We start from the raw sequence: 19877 nt of genomic DNA on the forward strand, positions 1-19877 counted from the left end.
GGCGGCTACCGGGCAGGCGGAACCTGGGGAGCAGAAGCGATGACTGGTGTCAGACGCCGCGGCTACCTGACAGCCGCGGTGGCGGTGATGGGTGCGGCCCTGCTCACAGGGCTGCTCGCGACTCCTTCGGACAGACCGGTGGACATCCGGCTGGTGGCACCGCCACCTCCTCCGCCCGAGGTCATCACCGCAACCGCCACCACGGCCGTCTCGGCCGTCGCCCCCGAGTTGCGGCCTCCGCCTCCTCCGCCGCCACCACCGCGGCAACCTGGCGGTGTCAAGCCGCCGCCGCGGCACAAGCCGCCGGTCCCGCCGCCTCCTCCCGAGCGGTTACCGCCGAACCTGTTCGACTTCCTGCGCTGTGACCACGACTACCTGGGCGTCATCGACCTGGAGCGCTGCCTGGAGTGGCCTCTCGACGACACCAAGGAGTTCTGCAAGCTGCTGAAGGAGCAGCAGAAGTCGCAGCCGATCGACCTCCGTGCCCTCGGCTTCGAGGAACTGGACTGCCACTAACGGGCCTTCAGCTCCCTCAGCTTCCTGAGGTTCGCCTCGGCGAGCCCGCCGAGCAGCTGCGCCTCGCCCAGGTAGTGGTCGTCGATCAACGCCTCCACCTCGTCGTCGTTCATCGCCGGCACGATCCTCGCGGCCATCCGGTTCATGTTGCGGTAGCTGCCCTGCAACAGGAACGGTTCACCTGACGGGTCCGCGGCGGACGCGATGTAGGCCTGGTTGACCTTCAGCACGACCTGCTGGATCCGTTGCAGCTTGCGGACCACGGAGAGCATCCGTTCCAGCTCGACCGTTTCGTACTCGTGCCGGACGTTCTCGCCGTTCGCGAGGCGCACCAACGGTTCCACGTCGACGCCGTTCAGCGTCGGGTTCGAACCGGACGCGTTCTCCAGGTAGCTCAACGCGAAGAGGGCGTCGCGCCCGGACAGCACGTCACCGAGGTTCCACACGTCCGCGCGGTTCGCGAGCATGTCGGGAACGCGGAACGCGCGCCCGGTCTCGGTGTACGGGTTGCCCGCCATCGACACCGCGAAGCGCTTGCCCCGCAGGTCGAACGTGCGTGTCTCACCGTCCCACACGCCGTCAACGCGTCGTTGTGCATCGCACAGCGAGATGAACTTCTGCAGCAGCTCAGGTGATGTGTGCTGGATGTCGTCGAGGTGCAGCAGAACGTTGCTGCCCAGGGCGAACGCGAAGTTGATGCGTTCGACCTCCTGGCGTGCGGTGGCATTCGGTGCCTCCTCCGGGTCGAGCGAGGTGACGCCGTTGCCCAGCGCCGGGCCGTTGACCTTGACGAACACCATGCCCAGCCGGTTCGCGACGTACTCCATCAACGTCGTCTTGCCGTAACCGGGCGGGGAGATCAGCATCAGCAGGCCGGTGCCGTCGTTGAGCTGCTTGGCGAGGTTGTCGCCGATCAACGGCAGGTACACCTCGTTGAGCAACCTGTTGCGCACGAACGTGTTCAGCACCGCGGGCCGGTAGTCGTCGAGCCTGAGCCTGCGGCGTTCCTCGGCGAGCAGCTCGTCGCGCTGGCGCTGGTAGGCGCGGAACGCGGGCACCCGCTCGGTCGTGAACGTCCTGAGCCTGGTGAGGGTTTCGTCCAGGCGCAGCTCCATCGACTTGTTGCTCACGCGCGGGTGCGTGCCGAGCAGGCCGGTGACGGTCTCGCTCAGCGCCGCGCTGGAGTCGTAGCGCGGCAGGTCGGTGAGCAGGACCGCGACGACCTCGGGGAACTCCGGGCAGTCCTCGTCGCCGAGGAACGCGTGGAGCCACGCCTCGATGAGGTCGCGGTCGTGCAGTTCCTCGGTGACCACGGCGCGGAACCTGTCGATCACCGTGCGGGCGGCCTTGCTGGTGACGAATCCCCTGGGCTCGCAGGCGAGTTCCTCGAACAGGTACTCCGCCGCCAGCTCGTCGATGCCGAACTGCTTCGTCAGCTCACGAATTCCGTGCGTGCCACCGAAGATCGTGCGGGCACGGGCCAGCGACTCGGCCTTGCGCGACCACACCGCACGCTGGTCTTCCGGTTGTTCCGACCAGAAGATCTGTGCACTGGCGCGGGTGGCCGGCGGGTACCTCAGCAGTCCGGCACCGGTGTGGAGTCGTTGCAGGACAGCGAGGATCTTCTCGGCGTCGTGGTCGTGGACGCCCTTCTCGTAGCCCTCGTCGTACCGTTCCGCGGCGGCGTTCGTGACGTCCGTGCGGCCTTCGGCGAGCAGGCACCCGGCGAGGTGCTCCGACCGGTAGACGTCCTGGGTCTCGCTCACCAGCAGCTGGTCCCAGAACGCCCTGGTGCGGGCGAACTCCGGATCCCTGACCTCGCTGCGGTAGTCGGTGCCGGTCACGGCGTAGAACACGCTGCCGTCGCGCGGCACGAGCGTGAGGTTCATCGGCTCGGTCGTCACCGGGAAGCGGTGACGACCGAGCACGATCGACGCGCCGTCGTACAGATCGGCCCGGTCGCGCAGTGCCCGGCCTCCCTCTTGCCGGGCATCGCGCAGACTCGCGTCGAGCTCGTCGGCCCGCACGTCACCGAGGTTTCTGAGCTCCTCGGCGACCGAACGGACCTTGGCGACCATGGGGTCGCCCGCGAAGTACGTGTTGATCTCGTCGGTCGAGGTGAGCTTGCCGAGGCGACGGCGGATCGTACCCAGCACCCGTTCGGCGGACTGCACGAGCCTGTCGGCCTTGCGCGCGCGTTCGTCGAGCAACGTCTGCTTGCGCGCGGAGAAGGCTTCGTAGACGTCCGTGCGCTTGGCGCCGACCTGGGCGAGGAAGTCGTCGAACTCGCCGAACCGCGACTCCAGGTTCTCCAGCTGCAGCAGCAGCCGACCGAGCTGGTCGTCGCAGCGCTGAGGGGTGTCCGCGACGGACAGCGCGCCCGTGATGGCCTGGCCGAGCAGCGCGAACTCCGCGGCGAACTCGGCGCGGCCCTCGGCGTTGGCGAGTTGGACGCGACGACCGTCCACAGTGGCCCGTGCACGGTTGACCGCGGCCAGCACCTCGCCGATGCTCGCCAGGATCTGCGTGCGGGTCGTGGTGTCGGCGGCGTCGAGCGTGCTGACGACCTCGGTCAGCACCTCCAGCCCGGCCTGCTGCTGCTCCAGCCGTTCCTTGAGCGGCTCGGCCTCGGCCGCGGTCTTGAGCTCCGCGGCCGCGATCTGCTCGATCTCCTCGTGGTACTGGGCGAACGCGCCCTCACCGCTGAGGAACGCGACGGCCCGCCGTGCGGACGCGCCGAGCTCCTCGACGAGTTCGGCCTCGCGCCGGTCGATCTCTTCGAGGTCGACGTACTTGAGGTCCTTGAGGGTGATCAACCGGCCCTGCGCGGACCGCAGGTCGGCGAGCAGCCGCACCCACTCGTCGGCGCTGCGCGGCGCGGCGGACCTGGCGAGCCTGATGAGCGAGGCGAGCTTCTCGGAGGCGGTGCGGAGCTGCCCCGCGGCGTGCTCGGTGAGCGTGCGGACGGCCTCGAACTCGTCCAGCACCTGCTCGGCCGTGGCGCGGACGGCCAGGACGTCCTGCTTGAGCCCCAGCTCGTCGAGCCAGTGGACACCGTCGACCACCCTGGTGCACAGCGCGATCAGGCCCTCGAACACCGGCGCGCTCGGGGTCATCTCGGCGCTCATCCTGGTGATGGACAGGCAGTCCGAGATGCCGCGGACCAGTTCGGCGTTGCCGATGCGGGCGAGCGGACCCGCCTGCTCGGGCAGCACCTCGTCCTGCACGAACGGCGTGCGCCAGACCTGCATCGGGTGTACCCGCACGGGGTCGGAGCCGGTCTCGCGGAACACCACCAGCGTGCCGTCGGCGAAGAGCGAGTAGCCGTGGCACACGAGCGGGGTGGCGACCTCCTTGCGGATCACGTTGTAGGGCAGCAGCAGGCTGCGGCCCTCGCGGCGGGCGTGGTAGACGAACAGCACGTCCTCGCCGTTCGCCGACCTGACGACCCGCTCGAACTCGAGATCGTCGGTGTCGACGTCGAACGTCTTGTCCGCGCCCGTGACCAGGTAGTAGCCGCCGGGGAAGATGATTCCCTGGTCTTCCGGAAGCCGTTGGCAGGCCTGGCCGATGCCGTCGAGCCTCACCACCGCCTTGGTGCGGGTGTTGAAGACGAGGTGCCGCAAGGCCGTCTCGTTGTACGGGCGGATCCTGAGCAGGATCAGCGGGCCGACGCGGGCGTAGTGCACGTCCGCGTCAGCGAGACTCTGCAACGGTTCGTCGACGGGCTCGTCGTAGACGCCCTCGCCGACCTCGGTGTTGTTCTCGATCTTGACGGTCAGCGTGCCGCCGACCGTCTCGACGAAGACCTCGTTCTCGATCGCGATGTGCGGGTGCCGGCCGAGCACGTGCTGCTCGCGGGTCGTCTCGACCCACGTGACGTCGTGCGAGGGCGGGAACACGTGGTCGCGGTCGCCGCGGTTGTCGAGGTAGGTGACGGTGCCGTCGACCGCGATGTCCCAGCGCAGGACGCGGATGTCCTCGATCCGCGCGCCGGTCTGGAACACCGCGAGCAGCCGTGACTCGACGGTCCGCAGCTGGAGCAGCCGCGTCTCGCGGTAGTAGCGGTAGAGCTCGGCGAAGTCGTTGCGGAATCTCGGGTCCTGCAGGAAGTCCGCCTCGACCGCGGCGAAGTCCCTGCCGTGCACCGCGAAGACGTCGCTGACCGTCGTCTCGGGCTTGAGACCCATGAACACGTTGTAACCGAACAACATCTGCTCGCCGAGAGCGACGATGTCCCGCGGCACGCAGTTGTTCTCGGTGCGGATCCGTTCGGTGGCGAGGAGTTCGAGCGCGGTGCTGCCGAACGTCTCGACGCGCTGGGCGTTCAGCGCTTCCGTGCTCCGGGCGAGCCCGGCGGCCTGTTCGGCCAGCCGGGCCCGCAGCACCTCGTAGGTGCCCGCGTCGAGTTGTGTCATGCGTTCTGGCCGTTGTTCTTGGCCATCTGGGTCAGCGCGATCGCCGCGGCGATGTTCTGCGCGTCACCCGTCGTGAACGAGCTGAGGATCTTGGTCAGGTCCTCAGGGAAGTTCGAGGTCCCGTCCATCCACTTGGCGCCCAACGCCTGCACGACGTCGGAGTGGCCGACGAAGCTGTCGACCTGCTTGCCCGCGGTGATCGCGTTCGCGATCTTGTCGAAGAACATCGTGTCGCCACCGACGATGTCGATGTCGGCCTTCTCCAAGCCGGCCGCGAGGACCATGGCCTGAGCCTCGGCGACCTGGCGCTGCACGTCGATGCCCTTGAGCCGGATCTCCTTCTCGGCCTCGAGACGCAGGCGGTACTCCTCGTGCTCGCGGGTGGCCGTGTCGAGCGCGGCCATGGCCTCGGCCTTGTGCGACAAGCCTTCCGCTTCGCCCTTGAGGCGTTCCTTGATGCCCTCGGCGTCGGCCAGGGCCTTCTCGCGGTCCACCACGGCCTCGGCGCGGCCGACCTTCTCGATGGCCTCGGCATCGCGTTCCTTGACCTGGACGTTCGCGAGGCCGGCCGCGGCGGTCTCGGCCTGGATGCCCTCGGCGAGGCGGATCTTGGCGCGGGCGTCGAGGTCGGCGGCCTGCTGGCGCGACTCGGCGAGCACGACGACCTCGCGGGCCTTGTGCTGCGCGGCCTGTTCCGCAGCCTCGGCGGCCTTGATGTCCTTGACCAGCGACTGCTGCGCCTCGGCCTCGGCCATGATCACGATCTGCTGGCGGTCGCGTTCGGCCGACTCGACCGCACGCAGGCGCTTGATGTTCTCCTCCTGCTCGGCCACGGTCTTCTCGACCGCGACCCGCTCGCGCACCAGGTCGGCGATGGCGCGGCGCTCGTGCTCGAGCTCCTTGTCCTTCTCGATCATGCGCAGCGCGGTCTCGCGTTCGCGCGCGATGACCTCCAGCATGCGGTCCTTCTCGATGCGCTCGGTCTCGACGGCGATCACGCGCTCGCGGTTCTTCTCGGCGACGGCGATCTCGCGGGCCTTGTTCTCGGACTGGATGCCGAGCTGCTCCTCGGTGCGGATGAACGCGGTGTTGGCCTTGAGGCGTTCCTCGGCCTGGACCTTCTGGGTCTCCGCCTCCTGCTGCGCGCGGGCCGTCTCGATCTCCCGCTTCTGCCTGATCTCCGCGTCCGCCTGACGACGTTCGAGCTCCAGGATCGCTTCACGCGCGCTGACGTTCTGGCGCGTGATCTCCTTCTCCTCGTTGCGGGTGAACTCGTTGGTCTTGACGTGCTCGATCGCGGTCAGCTCGGTGATCTTGCGGATGCCCTGCGCGTCCAGGATGTTCGCCGGGTCGAGCTGCTTGAGCGGCGTCTGCTCCAGGTAGTCGATGGCCGCGTCCTCGAGGCTGTAGCCGTTGAGGTCGGTGCCGATGACCTGGACGATCCGGTCGCGGAACTCGTCGCGGTGGGTGTAGAGGTCCACGAAGTCGAGCTGCTTGCCGACGGTCTTGAGCGCCTCGGAGAACTTGGCGTTGAACAGCTCCTGCAGCGTCGCCTCGTGGCTCGCGCGCTCGGTGCCGATCGCCTGCGCGACCTTGATGACGTCCTCGACGGTCTTGTTGACCCGCACGAAGAACGTGATGCGGATGTCCGCGCGGATGTTGTCCTTGCAGATCAGGCCATCGTTGCCGGCCCTGCGGATCTCGATGGTCTTCACCGAGATGTCCATCGTCTCGCATCTGTGCAGCACAGGTAGGACGACTGTGCCCGTGAAGGTCACGTCGACCTTTCTCATCTTCGAGACGATGAGCGCCTTGCCCTGTTCGCACTTCTTGAACAACCTGCTCAACGTGATCGTCGCGAGGATCAGCACGACCACGATCACGGCGATCAGCACGAGCAAGCCCGTCGAAATCGCACCCATTTGTCAGCCCCCTGTGGTGATGTCCACGACCCAGAAGAACTCGCCCTCTGCGTCGTAGTCGAAGATCAGCGCGGTCTGTCCCGCTTTCAGTTCGGTGCTCTGCGAGGCTCGCACCTGCACGACCGCCGTACCGCCGTCGTCGGCGGTGACTTCGGCCTGCCCGTAGTTCTCGGTCACCCGCGCTGTCTTCACGATCGCCGTGCGACCCACGAAATCGTTGCGGGAGGCGGGTTTCTCCGGCTTGGTCCAGTTCCTGACCGGGATCAGGAGGATCCTGGTGAGCAGCGCGCCCACGAGCAGCGCGCCGAGGAGGACGACGTACCGGAGCTTCCCCTCCGGCGTCACGACCGTGCCGACCAGCGCCGCGAACCACGTGATCAACACGAAGAGCGAGATCGAGATCGGCAGCACCGGGGCGTGGAGGTGGTCCATGCCGATCAGCGCCGCCGTGAGCCAGTACGCCAGCACCACGAGCACCAGCAAGCTGAACAGCACGGTCGGGAACGCCAGCGCGGCAGCAACGAACTCGGTCATCCTCGCCCCCCTTCTTGCCCCTCAGATGTTCTGGAGGCGTGATCCGTTGCACTGATACGCGAGTTTTCGCGGGAATGACAGAGGTCACTCGGCAGTTGTTCGGATCATGGACATCGGGGTGCAGGGGCTGAACATCGGCGACACCGCCGGACCGGACGAAACGCGACGACTCGCCCAGCTGGCGGAGTCACTCGGCTATCACTCTTGGTGGGCGTCTGATCACGTGGTGCTGCCGTCGCCCAAGGTCGACCCGTCACCGTCCGAACCGGACACCGTGATCGTGGATCCGCTCACGCACCTCGGGTTCGTGGCGGCCTCGACGTCCCGGCTGGAGCTCGCGACCGGCATCCTGATCCTGCCCCAGCGCAACCCGTTGGTGCTCGCGAAGCAGGTGGCGTCGCTCGACCTGCTGAGCGGCGGGCGGTTCACGTTGGGCGTGGGCGCCGGCTACCTGGAGCAGGAGATGACCGCGGTGGGCGCGTCGTTCGAGGACAGGGGCGCGCGGACCGACGAGTACCTGGACGCGATGGACCAGCTGTGGCACTCGCCGTCGCCGTCGTTCGACGGCAAGTTCGTGTCGTTCTCCGGCGTCGACGCCCATCCGCGGCCGTCCAACGTGCGGGTGGTCGTCGGCGGGCACAGCGGCGCGGCGTTCCGGCGGGCGGTGACCCGTGCGCAGGGGTGGTTCGGCATCGGCACGCCCGACGACATCCGAGGCCACCTCGCGCGTTTCCCGGCGCGCCCCGAGGGGTTCCGGATCAGCGTGTCGGCGCAGGTGCCGCTGTCTCCGTCGGTGATCAGGGAGTACGAGGACCTCGGCGTGGACGAGCTGGTGATCTACCCTCCGGCGTTCGACGGCACCGTGGACGAGGTGCTGGAGCGCAACGCCGAGTTCATTGGCTAACCTCGGTCGGCGTGATCCCCGTCGTCGTGCTCGCCGGCTTCCTAGGTTCCGGCAAGACCACCCTGCTCAACCACCTGCTGCGCACGTCCGGCGGCACGCGGATCGGCGTCGTGGTGAACGACTTCGGTCGGATCAACATCGACGCGTTCGCGGTGTCGGCCCAGGTCGACTCGATGGTGTCGCTGTCCAACGGCTGCCTGTGCTGCGCGGTCGACGGCACCGAGCTGGACTCCATGCTGTCGAAGCTGGCCGCGGCCGACCTGGACGTCATCGTGATCGAGGCGTCCGGCCTGGCCGAGCCGTCGACGCTGGTCAGGATGGTGCTCCAGGCGCCGGGGGTGACGTACGGCGGCTTGATCTACGTGGTCGACGCGGTGGAGTTCCAGGCCGTGCCGGACCTGTCGCGTGATCTTTCACTGGCCGACCTGGTGGTGCTGAACAAGGTCGACAGGGTCTCGACGCTGCCGTCGCTTCCCTGTTCGGTGCCGGTGCTCCCCGTGTCGTACGGGCGAATCGACCCCGCGCTGCTGTTCGAGGTGCGCCCGCCGGACCTCGGGCCGCGCCAGCTGTCGTTCGACGATCTGGACGACCACTCGACGCACGCGCACGCCGTTTACGACAGCGTGTCGTTCGAGTCCTCGGATCCGTTGCACCCCAAGCTGTTCATGGACTTCCTGGACGCACGCCCCGAGGGGTTGTTCCGCGCCAAGGGTTTCGTGCAGTTCCCCGGCGGCACGTTCATGCTGCACACCGTCGGCTCCTACGTCTCGTTCACACCGGTCGAGCCCGCCCCGACGCAGCTGGTGCTGATCGGGGCGGGCATCGATCCGGACTCGTTGACGGACTGGCTGATGGCGTGCGTGGCGGACGGACCGGTCACCGAGCAGGACATGCTCTGGGTGCTCCGGTACGCCCGCTGACTCACTTCCCGCAGAGCGCCTTGTCCACAGTGGACAGCACGTCGTCGTGCGCCTTCGCCGCTTCCTCCGGCGTGTCCTGGAGCGTGCCGGGGAGGGCAGTCACCGCGACGGAGAACGCCTTCCCGTTGGGCGCCACACCACCACGAGTCTCGAACCCGTGGATGTCGCCGCCGTGCCCCCAGTACCGGCCACCACACGTGAGCGGCGAGCTCGCGATGCCGAGCCCGTACTCGACGCCGGGCCACATCTCGCCGGCGGTGTCGACGGTCTTCTGCATCTCGTCGAGCTGGGCCTTCTTCAGCAGATCACCCTTCAACAGCCCGCGGTAGAACGTGTTGAGGTCGGTGGTGGTGGAGATGATCTGCCCAGCCGCCCACCCCCACGAGGGGTCGAGCTCGGTGACGTCCTCGACCCCGTTGGCGGTCTTGGCGTACCCGTGCGGGTGCCGCCCCCGGATGGTCTCGTCACCGACACCGGGCCAGTAGGTGTCCTTCAACCCGAGCTTCCGGACGATCCGCTGGTCGACGTTCTCGGCGACCGGCCGCCCGGTGACCTTCTGGATCAGCAGCCCCAGCAGCACGTAGTTCGTGTTGCTGTACTTGAACTTCGCGCCGGGCTCGTTGGTCACCGGGTGCGCGTTGCCGACGTTCAACAGCTCATACGGCTCGAGGTACCGGTGCCGCACCTCCTCGAACTTGTCGAGTCCCAAGTACTGCGTGTAGTTCGCGAGCCCGCTGGTGTGGTTGAGCAGCTGCCGCACGGTGATCCGGTCGTCCTTGACCGCGCCGGGCAGGTAGTGGTTGATCGGCTTGTCGAGCTCGACCTTCCCCTCCCCGACGAGCTGCATGACCACGGTGGCAACGAAAGCCTTGGTGTTGGACCCGGCCCGCACCTGCCCGTTCCTCGGAACGGGCACGCGCTTGCCCAGTTCGGACGTGCCGGACGTGTACTGCACGGCCCTGCCGTTCGCCTCGGTGACGGTGGCGAGCGCGGCGGGGAACTCCTTCGCGAGCCCGTCGAGCTGCTTCTGAACCTGGTCGCCGGGCGCGGCCATGGCCGTTCCGCTGCACAGCATGGCCACGGCCAGCACTCCTACCAGCGTCTTCTTCATCGTGCGCCTCCCCTTTCGTCGATGGGGAGAGACTTCCAATTCTTGCTTCTCGGCACAGTCACGCTCGCTGCCGTTGATCGGGTGGAGCAGGCTCCACCTCAGTAGCGAACGCTGCTCTGCAGAAGCGGCGGGTAGATGGTGGACGCCTCGCCGTCCACCGTCGTGCCGGCGAACTGCAGCATGGCCCGCAACTCACCGTGCAGCGGCGCGGGGTAGTTGAGGTCGGGTTTGGAGACTTGGTCGAGTTCTTCGAGCTGATCCGCGGTGAGCACGACCTCTTCCAGGTTGCTCTCCAGGTGCTCCAGTCTCCGTGCCCCGATGATCGGCACAACGGTGCCTTTCTGCGCCTTCAGCCAGGCCAGCGACACGGCCGCCGCGGTGGTGTTCGTCTCCTCGGCGATCTTGATGACTGCGTCGATGACCTTGAACTCGTCCTCGGTCGGCGGATTGATGTAACCGGCCCGCTCCGAGTCGCTGACCTGCGCGTTCCTTCGATACTTGCCGCTGAGGAACCCGTTCTTGAGCGGGCTCCAAGGCACCAGCGCCATCCCCATGTCCCGAGCCATGGGCGCGATCTCCCCCTCGACCGTCCGCGCCAGCAACGAGTACTCGACCTGCAACGCGATCAACGGCGTCCACCGGTTCAGCACGGCCATCGTCTGGGCCTGCGCCGTCACCCAGGCAGGCACGTTGGAGAACCCGATGTACCCGACCTTGCCCGATCCCACCAGATCGTCGAGCGTCGCGAGGGTCTCCTCGATCGGGGTGTTCCGATCCCAGTTGTGCATCCAGTAGAGGTCCAGGTAGTCCGTCTGAAGGCGCCGAAGGGTCTCCTCGAGCTGCCTCCTGATCGTCGTGCGCCCAGCCCCACCCCCGTTGGGATCGCCGGGGTGCATGTTGAAGAAGAACTTGGACGCCAGCACCACCCGATCGCGGATGCCGTTGGCCTTCAGGAAGTCGCCGAGGATCTTCTCCGAGTGCCCGTTGGTGTAGAAGTTGGCGGTGTCGACGAAGTTCCCGCCGCGATCGAGGTAGGCTTTGAGGATCTTCTCCGACTCCTCGACACTGCAGCCGGCAGATCCGGGATCCTCGCCGAAGGTCATGGCGCCGAGGGCTGCGGGGCTGACGCGGAGGCCGGAGCGGCCCAGGGTGACGTAGTGGTCGAGCGGCATTTGGCTGGCTCCTTGGAGGGGTTCGTTCGTTGTGCTCCAAGTTCAGCTCTTGGCTCGTGCCGGCGGTACTTCGATCCGACCGGGGTCTTGCCTGATCCTCTCGCTCTCGGTCGGCGGGGTGCGTCAACCGTGAGGTTGGCAACCCGGACGACACACGGCGGGGTAGATCGGTAGGCTGTCCCGGCGAGGGCTGCTAGCTCAATTGGCAGAGCAGGAGACTTTTAATCTTCGGGTTCAGGGTTCGAGTCCCTGGCGGCCCACCAAACCCCCAGGTCCTGGACCTGGGGGTTTCGCTTTGGAAGATCACTGATACGCCTTTGATGCGCTTTACTCGCTGACTCTCAATCTGCGGCCTCTCCGGGTTCGTCCTGGTCAGCCCGGTCGAGCGCCCCTTCCAAAGCGTCAGCCGCCTTCCGATCGACCGCCTTCCTCGCGAGGTAGGTGTCCTGGGTCATGGACGGCCGGGCGTGCCCGAGCTGGTCCGCGACGACCCGCGCGGAGAGCCCCGCTTCATCGAGGATCGTGGCCGCCGTCTTGCGGAAGACGTGCGAGGTCACCCAGGCGAACTCGTCCCCTCCGCGAGCCTTGCGGATGTCCCTGCGGGTGTTCGACGGATCACGCAGGCCACCGAGGCTGTTCGGGAAGACCGGCCCGTTCGGGAACAGCGTGGCTGCACGACGCCGCTGCAACATGTCGAGCGCCCACTTGGGCAGCGGGAGCGTCCGCTCACCCGCCTCCGTCTTGGTCGACTTCCTGATCAGCCCGAGCCCAGCGGCCCGGATGACCGTGTAGTTCACGTCGACCGTTCCGGCCTCGAAGTCGACGTCGTCCCAGTAGACGGCCAGTGCCTCGCCGATGCGCACGCCCGTGGCCATCATGAAGCGCGACAGGTCAGGGAGGTCCTTCCGAACCGCCACCGGGTCGGACTCCAGCATCTCCAGCCACGTCAGACGCTCCTCCCGCGTGAGCGCCCTGGGGCTCTTCTTCCGCCCGCTTTCCAACGGGTCGGTGTCCCGCACGGGGTTCGTGTCCAGCGCCTTGTCCCGGACAGCGATCCGCAGGGCACCCGAGATCACCGAGCGCGCCGTCTTGGCGCTGTCGACACCGACCGACCGCCAGAGCGCACTCAAGAACGCATCGATTCGAGCCACGGTCATCTCACGAATCCGCAGCTCACCGAGGCCCGGAAGGACATGCCGGCCGAGGATGCTCCGGTAGGTGTCGAGGCTGCTAGGCGACCGCTTGCCCATGTCCACGAGCTTCTGGAACTTCGCCAGCCAGAGGTCCAATGCTTCCTTGAACCGGCTGTCCGGAGTGAGGGAGTCGCCAGCCGGACCCTTGCGCTCGGCGAGCGCCTTCTTGAGCCTCCGCTCTGCCTCTGGCTTGGTCTTCCCGCGCCGGAGTACAGGCCGCGTCTTGCCGTCGAAGTCCCGGTAGTTCGCGACTGCGATCCAGCCGGATTCTGTTTGACTGCAACGAATCTTGCCGTACGTGCCGATGTCGAGTGGTGGACGAGGCATCAGGCCGCCTCCTCAAGCAGGTGCTCGAACCAGCTCCGCACCTCGGATGGCAGGTACCGCAGGTGCTTCCCCAAGCGCCGTGCGGGCGGGCCGTAGTTCTTCGTTCGCCAGCCGTAGAGCGTGTGGACCGGGACGTTCAGGTAGGCCGCAACGTCGTTGACTGTCCACAGTGGCTCGAACTGGTGTGTCTCCATGATGTTCTCCCCCTAGATCAAGCAGCTTGCGGTGTTGCCGAACTCCCCGGAGGTCCGGCGGATGCGAGCAGTGCGGCCGTGTATTCGGCCTTCCACCTGCGGCGCTCTGCGACGGCGCTCAACAGCAGGTGTGCGCGTGGCGGCACGTTCGGGTCGCCGGGCTGCACGTTGTTCCAGACGACGCGTTGCGCCTGGTCCTCGGGCTTGATCCCGACATCGGCGAGCAGTTGCCGAACGAACGCCTTGCGGTCGTGCTTGTGGTCAGCGAGGGACTTTCCCGACCACTTCCGAGAGACCAGCACCCGCCGCCCAGCGACACCGAGCGTGGTCCGCTTGTGCGCCTTGCCCTTGCACTTGCCTGGCACCGTCGACAGTCGGGCCCCACGAGGCTGGACGCCATAGAGAAGCCACACCGCGCACTACGGCGAGCAAGGCGTCACGGCCAGCTCAGCGCAGAGACGTTCGGCGTGATCTTCCTGCCGCGCGGTCTGCGCCTCGAAGCACTCATCGATGCTCTTCGTGAGGTACTTCGTCAGGTAGCCGATGTGTCGCCCGGCTTCCTCCGTGCCGCCGAGGATGCCCTTCGAGTGCACCTGCACCCCGAACCGCGCGACGTGCGCCGGTTGCTCGACCTGGTCCAACGCCTCATCCCAGGTAGGCAAGGCCCTACGCGTCTGAGGATCAACGAAGCCCTTGGCCCGCACATCCCAGACCGGCAGGTTGTCACCGCCGTACTTGATCTCGTCATGCTCAGGCCACCAGACCTGGTGATAGGTGGCCTCAGCGACCGCCCGCAGCTCAGCCCGCGAGATGCTGCCCCGAACCGCCGCGTGCCAGTGCGGAGCCAGCCGCCGCTGGGGTTCGACCGTCGAGAAGTACTGGACGTCCCAGCCGACGCAGCGCCGAAGGTTCTGCACGAACCGGTCCAGGAGCGCCGCGAAGTGCACCGCGTCCCGAGCCGCCCGCCGGTAGTCGTACGTCGCCGGATCAACCGGAGTGCCGTCGGTGCGCACCTTGCCGTAGGTGTCGAGCGTCAGCGTGAGAAACGTCGAAGGCTGGTACTTACCTCCGAACACGCGCCCAACCGTGCGCTTGCTGACCGGTCGCCGAGGCAGGTTCGGCGCATCCTGCCGCCGCCTGGTCGACCTCTTCCGTGCCGCCTTGAGCGGAGCTTCCAGGGACGGGAGCGAACCGCGGACTCCGAGTTGCCGAAGTTCGGCGTCGACCTCCGCGACCTCGTCTCGCACCTCTTCCGCTCCGACGTCGTCGCCCTCATCGAGGGCCAGGCGGTAGGCCTTGACCAGGTCAGCCCGGTACGCGGCCAGCTCCCGCTGATCGTTCGTCGGGGCGTCCGGCGTGAAGTCGGGTTCCTCAGTGAGGTGCCATCCCTCGCGACACTGCGCCATCCGCAGGCGTCGGTTCTTCTCCGCGCAGGTAGGGCACACACTCGCGACGGTCGAACCGCACGGCACAGGCACGATGTCCACACGCCCGGTGTCGAGGTCGATCCGTTCCTTGGCCAACGGCCGCACACAAACGCCGTGTTCCTCGGCGACAGCGCGAGCGACGTCGAGCGCGGCCGGCCGCTTCATCCGCTCCGAGCGAGTCAGGTACTCGGTCATGCCGCCGCACTCCCTTCGGACCGTTCGGGGAACTCGTGCACCGTGGCCGGGGCGAGGTAGACGCCCAGCTCGACCAGGTCCGCGTCCGTGACGTGGAAAGCCCGAGCCCTTTCCGGCTCCCGCTGCCCGTCTTCCTTGAGCCAGGCGACGCCGGGCGTGTTCTCGCTGATCTCGTGAGCAGCCGCGCCACGTTGCCGAACGCCGTCGCCCAGGACCATGTCCACCTGCACCGGCTCGTCCAGGCGCAACGCCACGCGAGTGGTGAACAGATGCCGGAAGCTCACGACCTCCTTGCGTGGGTCCTGGATCAGGCCCACAACGGCATAGCCGGGCGCGCGGCCCTGCGAGGTGATCGTCTGCACCGCACGCGTGGCACGCTCGCGGAGGTTTCGGTCCGGCTGGTAGGCGATCAGGTCCGCCAGCTCATCCACGATCAGGACCGTGAACGGCTCACCCGTGCTCCGCGCCCAGAGCCGCCGAATGCCCCGGTAACGAGCCGCGCGCTCCTTGACCTCTACAGCAATTTCTTCAAGCAGGGCAACGGCTTCCGGCCCGTTGTCGTAGACGACCTTCTCGAACGCGTCCGGGCACTGGCCCAGCTCCATGCCGCCCTTGGGATCAATGCCGACGAGGCGGACAAGCCCAGCCTTGATAGCCGGGGCGAGCTGCCACACGATCGACCACAGCACCGAGCCCTTACCCGCACCCGGCACGCCGACCACGAGGACCTGCGAGCCGAGCAGCTTCAACCGCCAGAGCTTCCCGGTCTCGGTACGCCCAACGACTACGCGTTTGAGATCGACCTCTCCGACGTCGGCGAGCTGCGGCACGGCAACCGGCCTCGACAACGGATCGGAGTGGATGAAGTCGAGCTCAAGCACACGCGGCTTGAGCACCCGCACACGGCAGGATCGGGCGTTGAACGAGTGCGCGAGGTTGTCTCGTCGCGCTTCCCACTGCTCCGGCGACTGCGCCGGGATCATCCGCACGCGGACCTTGTCCCGCCAGCCCTCGGAGCGGATGCGGCGCAGCTTCGGCCGGTACTCCTTGCCCCGGTTGTCCTTGGTCAGCTCAGCCAGCCGCATCACGGTGCGCCACTGCGGCACGTAGACCGTGAGCCGACGCCACTCCGTCAGCAGCCGATACCAGCCGTGCCGCAGGAACGAGTCCCGATCGAGGCCGTACCAGACGGTCAGCGCACACACGAGGGACAGCAGGGCCAGTACCAGCAGCGACAGCCCGAACTGCCGGTAGCCGGCATAGCTGCCGAGGCCGAGCGTGACGGCCACCGGGTACCGCACGGCGAGAACCGCGAACTTCACCGCCAGGCGAACCATCAGCCAAAGCAGCACGAACGGCGCGAGTACGACCTTGACCCAGCCGGGAAGCCATACCCACCAAGGGAACTGCGGACGTGCGCCCTCGAACGGCGCGGGATCAATCCAACGGTTGCCCTTCATCGCGCACCGCCCAAGCACGCGACGCACTGAAAGACACTGCCAACGCTCGGAATGCGCCCAATGGGCTGAAAGGCTCCCGCACCGTTGGAGCACTGCGCCTTACAGGTCAGGCACTCGAACCCCTCAGCCTGTGCGGCGGTGAGTTCCAGTGTCTCCACGGTGCCGCCGTCGAGGATCACGACGTAGGTGGAGACGGTCTGCTTGCCGGAGATCATCCGATCCCACAACAGTTGCTTGGTAGTCCCGTCTAGCGCACGACTGCGCTCAGGCTCTACGCTCATCGTTGTTCACTCCCAGTTGGGTGAGCAACGCAGGAGCGGCGAGGTTGGTAGCCGGTTTCCGCTCCTGCGTCTCAGGTTCTCGTTACGCCGCAACAAGACGTGCGGCATCGCCGCGTGACCCAGCACGGTCACGCGCTCTGTCTAAACAGGACTTACCTAGCTCTTGCGGAGCTTGATCGCTTCGCCCTTCTCACGCTCCCGGTTGGCCCAGTAGATGGCCTCGTGGTGGTGGCTGCGATCGGTCTCCGCGACGCGCGCATAGATGGCCGCGGAGCGCAGGTAGTAGTCCTTCAGCACCTCGGGCTTGGCCTTGGGGTTGGGCAGGAGCTTGCTCAGCACGTCGTGCGCTTCGCTCAACGTCGTCGCTTTCTCCGCCAGTCCCCAGTGCATGGCCTCAACCGCGGACATCCTGGTCTCCCTCCGCGAGCGCGTGACGCCCTTCCTGGCTGCCGAGGTGATCGGCCAGCTTGGCCGCCTCTCGCGACAGCTCCCGGCAGAACCGCATCAGCACGTCCAGCCCACCGGGGAAGGGCGGAAGCTGGATCGCGATGTTGACCGGGTCGAGGTAGATCGCCAGAGCCGGAACCTCGGGCGTCACCCGGATCATGGCCGCGCCCGCGTCCTTACCGGGCGTGCACGTGGCGTTGAACCCCATCACTGACCACCCCGCGTACCACCAAGCGCCGCGTCGAGCGCGGCCTGACCTTCGGCGATCGCTTCAGCGAGCCGAGGCAGTGCTTCGGCGTCGACGACCAGGACCGCCGGGAAAGCATTGCCAAGCCGGAACTCGACCCGGCCCGCGAACACGAGCGGTTCCACCCGAATCGGCAGGTTCGCCGTCAGGTGCAGGCGCATCAAGTCGGCCACGGATCACGCCGCCTTGGATGCGGGCTTGGCCACGACCGCCGCCTTCATACCGGTAGCGCGCAGGCTGTAGCCCAGCTTCGCCCGGCAGCGGTGCCGCTCACCGCCGTGACTGCCACGGCAGCCCTTGTCATCGATCCACGGCGTGACCGTCAGGCCCTCGAACACCGCCGGACGGATGTCCGTACCGGGGATCGCCTCCGGCGGAACGGGCTGGTGAGGTGCGGAGATCTTGACCGTGACCGCCGCGTCCGTCTTGCGCTCGGCCGCCTGGTCGATCACGAGGACCGACCACACGAACTGTCCGGTCTCCTTGTCGATCTCCTGCTCGACAGGAAGGCCCTTGGCGCGGTCTTCAGCCGACTGGAACTTGAGCACCGGCTCAACGCTCATCACGAGCGCGCCCCTCGGGAACACGAAGTCATGACCCGCCGGGAGCCTGCTCCCACCTGTGATCGCCATCGTCGTTCTCCTGTCGTTCGTGCCGGTCGGGGCCGTTCCCCGACGTCTCGACACCTACGACTTTCGGCGAAATTGCAGGACGGGAGCACCGCATAGCAGGACAACTACAGACGTCTTCGCTAATTTGAAGACGTCCCTACTTGTACGGAGGATGTGGTCATGCCAAACCAACGACTGCGAGATGCGTTGCTGCGCAACGGTTTGGACTTCGACCAGGTCGCCAAGGCCACCGGAGTCGACCCGAAGACGGTCGAACGCTGGATCACCCAGGACCGGACGCCGTACCCGCGCCACAGGCACGCCATCGCCGCCACGGTCCGCGAGACGGAGACATACCTCTGGCCGAGCGCCGTCGCGCCGGAGAAGAAGAAGGAGATCAACGAGTCCGAAGTGGTGTAGGTCTTCGCGCACCGCCACGCCGTGCCGCAGGACATCTGGACGCACCTGATCGAGCAGTCGAAGATCAGCATTTCGATCCTCGTCTATGCCGGCATGTTCCTCGTGGACAATCCAGGGTTGATCAGGACGCTTCGCCAGAAGGCAGAAGACGGCGTCAAGATCCGCCTGTTGCTCGGAGACCCGGCCAGCCGGGAGGTTGCGCGCCGCAGCGAGGAAGAGGGGATCGGGAAGAGCACGCTCGCTGCGAAGATCCGGAACGCTCTCGCGGTCTACAAGCCGTTGGCCGAGGTGCCCGGCGTGGACATCCGGGTGCACGGCACGACGCTCTACAACTCGATCTACCGCTTCGATGACGAGATGCTGGTGAACACGCACGTTCACGGGTTCATGGCAGCTCACGCCCCGGTCCTGCACCTGCGCCGACTGTCCGGCGGCGACCTGTTCGAGACGTACGCCGAGAGCTTCCAGGGCGTGTGGGACGGCGCGAAGCAGCCGAAGTGGTAGGCAGGTAGGTATGGCGCGCACTGATCACTACAACGACCCGAACGCCCCCAAGGCGACCAACATCGTGGTGGCGGTGACCGCGTTCGTGCAGGACGAGCACGGCCGGCTGCTGATGATCCGGCGCACCGACAACGACCTCTACTCGATCCCCGGCGGGGCGCAAGACGTCGGCGAGACCATCGGCCAGACCGTCATCCGCGAGGTCAAGGAAGAGACCGGGATCGACGTCGAGCCCACCAACATCATCGGCGTCTACTCCGACCCCAAGCACGTCATCGCCTACACCGACGGCGAGGTGCGACAGCAATTCTCAATCTGCTTTCGCGCGCGGCCAACGGGCGGCGAGCTACGAACGAGCAACGAGTCAAGCGAGGTCCACTGGGTCAACCGCGGAGAGCTGGACGCACTCAACATCCACCCGTCGATCCGACTTCGCATCGAGCACGGGTTTGCCGAACGATCGAAGCCTTACTTCGCGGTGTAGTCGATCGCCACTGAACGCAACCGCTCTTCCGTACGTTCGACCGCTGCGACCAGTTCCGGCGTGGCCTGCCGGATGAAGAAGGTCACCAAGTCTTCAGGACCGTAACGCTTCTGGATCTCTTCGATCCGATCGACCACATTGACCACCAGTCCATCAGGCGTAGTAGTCATGTCTGCCCACCACAGCACGTCTCGAAGTATCGTCTGTTCGTCCTGCCATTCAGCGATGTCGGCCGATAGGCCGCGAAGCTCCGCTTCCCGGTACGCGCAGGAGTGATGCGCCACGAGTGCACACAACCGAGTAGGCATGCCAAGTTCCCTCAGATACCTGGCGCCGTCCAAAGGGTGGAATCCACTCTTAGCTACTGTGGGTGCATACCCGACGTCATGCAGCAGCGCAGACGCAACGAGCAAATCTCGCTCCGAGGGTGGCACGAGATGGGCTGCCTGACCTGCACGTCGGCCAACACCCTGGACATGAGCCCAGCGTCTGGGCAGGGCTTCTGAGAGCTGCGCTTGTGCGATGTCCGTGGCAGCAGACACGAGGCTCATACAGCCGACCTTACTGAGCCAAGCCCTGCCAACACTGCC

18 protein-coding genes, 1 tRNA gene and 2 pseudogenes are annotated in these 19877 nt (G+C 66.8%); 6 read left to right on the forward strand and 15 right to left on the reverse strand.

Features of this window, described 5'->3' with window-relative positions:
* Window positions 1-39: 39 nt before the first annotated feature.
* Window positions 40-516 (forward strand): hypothetical protein, encoded by a 477-nt coding sequence (locus ACFOWZ_RS12435; RefSeq protein ID WP_382372029.1) that lies wholly within the window; start codon window positions 40-42, stop codon window positions 514-516.
* Here the strand turns inward: ACFOWZ_RS12435 and ACFOWZ_RS12440 are convergent.
* From ACFOWZ_RS12440 to ACFOWZ_RS12450, 3 genes are read right to left on the reverse strand one after another with little or no spacing between them, the layout of a single operon-like run.
* Window positions 513-4934, reverse strand: coding sequence for a DNA repair ATPase (locus ACFOWZ_RS12440; protein ID WP_382372030.1), 4422 nt, complete (start codon window positions 4932-4934; stop codon window positions 513-515). The genes ACFOWZ_RS12435 and ACFOWZ_RS12440 overlap by 4 nt on opposite strands.
* Window positions 4931-6856 carry a flotillin family protein gene (locus tag ACFOWZ_RS12445; protein WP_382372031.1) on the reverse strand — a complete coding sequence of 642 codons (1926 nt, stop codon included), beginning with the start codon at window positions 6854-6856 and terminating at the stop codon, window positions 4931-4933. Before ACFOWZ_RS12445 ends, ACFOWZ_RS12440 begins: the two co-directional genes overlap by 4 nt.
* A gap of 3 nt (window positions 6857-6859) precedes the next feature.
* Entirely contained in the window at window positions 6860-7390 is a 531-nt protein-coding gene (locus ACFOWZ_RS12450) for a hypothetical protein (RefSeq protein ID WP_382372032.1), read from the reverse strand.
* 106 nt (window positions 7391-7496) lie between these two features.
* Here ACFOWZ_RS12450 and ACFOWZ_RS12455 point away from each other — a divergent pair, with 106 nt between their 5' ends.
* Both ACFOWZ_RS12455 and ACFOWZ_RS12460 read left to right on the forward strand, forming a co-directional pair.
* Entirely contained in the window at window positions 7497-8294 is a 798-nt protein-coding gene (locus ACFOWZ_RS12455) for an LLM class F420-dependent oxidoreductase (protein ID WP_382372033.1), read from the forward strand.
* 11 nt (window positions 8295-8305) lie between these two features.
* The gene (locus tag ACFOWZ_RS12460) at window positions 8306-9214 is read left to right on the forward strand and encodes a CobW family GTP-binding protein (protein ID WP_382372034.1); all 909 of its coding nucleotides are present in this window, start codon (window positions 8306-8308) and stop codon (window positions 9212-9214) included.
* A 1-nt stretch (window position 9215) separates the two neighbouring features.
* Here the strand turns inward: ACFOWZ_RS12460 and ACFOWZ_RS12465 are convergent, their stop codons facing one another.
* Window positions 9216-10325, reverse strand: coding sequence for a serine hydrolase domain-containing protein (locus ACFOWZ_RS12465; protein WP_382372035.1), 1110 nt, complete (start codon window positions 10323-10325; stop codon window positions 9216-9218).
* Between the two features lie 98 nt (window positions 10326-10423).
* The gene (locus ACFOWZ_RS12470; RefSeq protein ID WP_382372036.1) at window positions 10424-11497 is read right to left on the reverse strand and encodes an aldo/keto reductase; all 1074 of its coding nucleotides are present in this window, start codon (window positions 11495-11497) and stop codon (window positions 10424-10426) included.
* A gap of 187 nt (window positions 11498-11684) precedes the next feature.
* Between ACFOWZ_RS12470 and ACFOWZ_RS12475 the strand changes: the two genes are divergently transcribed.
* Window positions 11685-11760: transfer RNA gene (locus ACFOWZ_RS12475), tRNA-Lys, on the forward strand.
* A 78-nt stretch (window positions 11761-11838) separates the two neighbouring features.
* Here ACFOWZ_RS12475 and ACFOWZ_RS12480 read toward each other — a convergent pair.
* The 9 genes and pseudogenes from ACFOWZ_RS12480 to ACFOWZ_RS12520 all read right to left on the reverse strand — a co-directional run bounded on the left by ACFOWZ_RS12480 (window position 11839) and on the right by ACFOWZ_RS12520 (window position 17900).
* The gene (locus tag ACFOWZ_RS12480; RefSeq protein ID WP_382372037.1) at window positions 11839-13017 is read right to left on the reverse strand and encodes a site-specific integrase; all 1179 of its coding nucleotides are present in this window, start codon (window positions 13015-13017) and stop codon (window positions 11839-11841) included.
* Entirely contained in the window at window positions 13017-13211 is a 195-nt protein-coding gene (locus tag ACFOWZ_RS12485; RefSeq protein WP_109629217.1) for a helix-turn-helix transcriptional regulator, read from the reverse strand. Before ACFOWZ_RS12485 ends, ACFOWZ_RS12480 begins: the two co-directional genes overlap by 1 nt.
* A 17-nt stretch (window positions 13212-13228) precedes the next feature.
* A pseudogene (locus ACFOWZ_RS12490) lies at window positions 13229-14833 on the reverse strand (replication initiator).
* On the reverse strand, window positions 14830-16293 hold the full coding sequence (locus ACFOWZ_RS12495) for an FtsK/SpoIIIE domain-containing protein (protein WP_382372038.1): 1464 nt from the start codon (window positions 16291-16293) through the stop codon (window positions 14830-14832). Before ACFOWZ_RS12495 ends, ACFOWZ_RS12490 begins: the two are co-directional and overlap by 4 nt.
* Window positions 16290-16508 (reverse strand): hypothetical protein, encoded by a 219-nt coding sequence (locus tag ACFOWZ_RS12500; protein WP_382372039.1) that lies wholly within the window; start codon window positions 16506-16508, stop codon window positions 16290-16292. Before ACFOWZ_RS12500 ends, ACFOWZ_RS12495 begins: the two co-directional genes overlap by 4 nt.
* 222 nt (window positions 16509-16730) lie before the next feature.
* Window positions 16731-16982, reverse strand: a complete 252-nt coding sequence (locus tag ACFOWZ_RS12505; protein WP_382372040.1) for an AMED_5909 family protein — start codon at window positions 16980-16982, stop codon at window positions 16731-16733.
* Window positions 16969-17229, reverse strand: coding sequence for a hypothetical protein (locus ACFOWZ_RS12510; protein ID WP_382372041.1), 261 nt, complete (start codon window positions 17227-17229; stop codon window positions 16969-16971). Before ACFOWZ_RS12510 ends, ACFOWZ_RS12505 begins: the two co-directional genes overlap by 14 nt.
* On the reverse strand, window positions 17229-17429 hold the full coding sequence (locus tag ACFOWZ_RS12515; protein ID WP_382372042.1) for a hypothetical protein: 201 nt from the start codon (window positions 17427-17429) through the stop codon (window positions 17229-17231). The genes ACFOWZ_RS12510 and ACFOWZ_RS12515 overlap by 1 nt, the downstream gene beginning before the upstream one ends.
* Before the next feature lie 15 nt (window positions 17430-17444).
* Window positions 17445-17900 carry a hypothetical protein gene (locus ACFOWZ_RS12520; protein ID WP_382372043.1) on the reverse strand — a complete coding sequence of 152 codons (456 nt, stop codon included), beginning with the start codon at window positions 17898-17900 and terminating at the stop codon, window positions 17445-17447.
* 159 nt (window positions 17901-18059) lie between these two features.
* Here ACFOWZ_RS12520 and ACFOWZ_RS12525 point away from each other — a divergent pair.
* Both ACFOWZ_RS12525 and ACFOWZ_RS12530 read left to right on the forward strand, forming a co-directional pair.
* A pseudogene (locus ACFOWZ_RS12525) lies at window positions 18060-18803 on the forward strand (DUF5919 domain-containing protein).
* A gap of 10 nt (window positions 18804-18813) precedes the next feature.
* A complete protein-coding gene (locus ACFOWZ_RS12530) occupies window positions 18814-19287 on the forward strand; it encodes an NUDIX hydrolase (RefSeq protein ID WP_382372044.1) in 474 nt (157 codons plus the stop codon).
* Here ACFOWZ_RS12530 and ACFOWZ_RS12535 read toward each other — a convergent pair.
* Complete coding sequence (locus ACFOWZ_RS12535; protein ID WP_382372045.1) at window positions 19272-19838, reverse strand: HD domain-containing protein; 567 nt, start codon at window positions 19836-19838, stop codon at window positions 19272-19274. The two genes, ACFOWZ_RS12530 and ACFOWZ_RS12535, sit on opposite strands and share 16 nt — an antisense overlap.
* Between the last annotated feature and the right edge of the window lie 39 nt (window positions 19839-19877).

It is taken from the genome of Lentzea rhizosphaerae, from assembly GCF_042649515.1.
Taxonomy (GTDB): Bacteria; Actinomycetota; Actinomycetes; order Mycobacteriales; family Pseudonocardiaceae; genus Lentzea; species Lentzea aerocolonigenes.

Coding starts and splice junctions, on each gene's coding strand:
- ACFOWZ_RS12435 (WP_382372029.1), top strand. CDS start 40: ATGACTGGTGTCAGACGCCGCGGCTACCTGACAGCCGCGGTGGCGGTG.
- ACFOWZ_RS12440 (WP_382372030.1), bottom strand. CDS start 4,934: ATGACACAACTCGACGCGGGCACCTACGAGGTGCTGCGGGCCCGGCTG.
- ACFOWZ_RS12445 (WP_382372031.1), bottom strand. CDS start 6,856: ATGGGTGCGATTTCGACGGGCTTGCTCGTGCTGATCGCCGTGATCGTG.
- ACFOWZ_RS12450 (WP_382372032.1), bottom strand. CDS start 7,390: ATGACCGAGTTCGTTGCTGCCGCGCTGGCGTTCCCGACCGTGCTGTTC.
- ACFOWZ_RS12455 (WP_382372033.1), top strand. CDS start 7,497: ATGGACATCGGGGTGCAGGGGCTGAACATCGGCGACACCGCCGGACCG.
- ACFOWZ_RS12465 (WP_382372035.1), bottom strand. CDS start 10,325: ATGAAGAAGACGCTGGTAGGAGTGCTGGCCGTGGCCATGCTGTGCAGC.
- ACFOWZ_RS12470 (WP_382372036.1), bottom strand. CDS start 11,497: ATGCCGCTCGACCACTACGTCACCCTGGGCCGCTCCGGCCTCCGCGTC.
- ACFOWZ_RS12480 (WP_382372037.1), bottom strand. CDS start 13,017: ATGCCTCGTCCACCACTCGACATCGGCACGTACGGCAAGATTCGTTGC.
- ACFOWZ_RS12485 (WP_109629217.1), bottom strand. CDS start 13,211: ATGGAGACACACCAGTTCGAGCCACTGTGGACAGTCAACGACGTTGCG.
- ACFOWZ_RS12495 (WP_382372038.1), bottom strand. CDS start 16,293: ATGAAGGGCAACCGTTGGATTGATCCCGCGCCGTTCGAGGGCGCACGT.
- ACFOWZ_RS12500 (WP_382372039.1), bottom strand. CDS start 16,508: ATGATCTCCGGCAAGCAGACCGTCTCCACCTACGTCGTGATCCTCGAC.
- ACFOWZ_RS12505 (WP_382372040.1), bottom strand. CDS start 16,982: ATGTCCGCGGTTGAGGCCATGCACTGGGGACTGGCGGAGAAAGCGACG.
- ACFOWZ_RS12510 (WP_382372041.1), bottom strand. CDS start 17,229: ATGGGGTTCAACGCCACGTGCACGCCCGGTAAGGACGCGGGCGCGGCC.
- ACFOWZ_RS12515 (WP_382372042.1), bottom strand. CDS start 17,429: ATGCGCCTGCACCTGACGGCGAACCTGCCGATTCGGGTGGAACCGCTC.
- ACFOWZ_RS12520 (WP_382372043.1), bottom strand. CDS start 17,900: ATGGCGATCACAGGTGGGAGCAGGCTCCCGGCGGGTCATGACTTCGTG.
- ACFOWZ_RS12530 (WP_382372044.1), top strand. CDS start 18,814: ATGGCGCGCACTGATCACTACAACGACCCGAACGCCCCCAAGGCGACC.
- ACFOWZ_RS12535 (WP_382372045.1), bottom strand. CDS start 19,838: ATGAGCCTCGTGTCTGCTGCCACGGACATCGCACAAGCGCAGCTCTCA.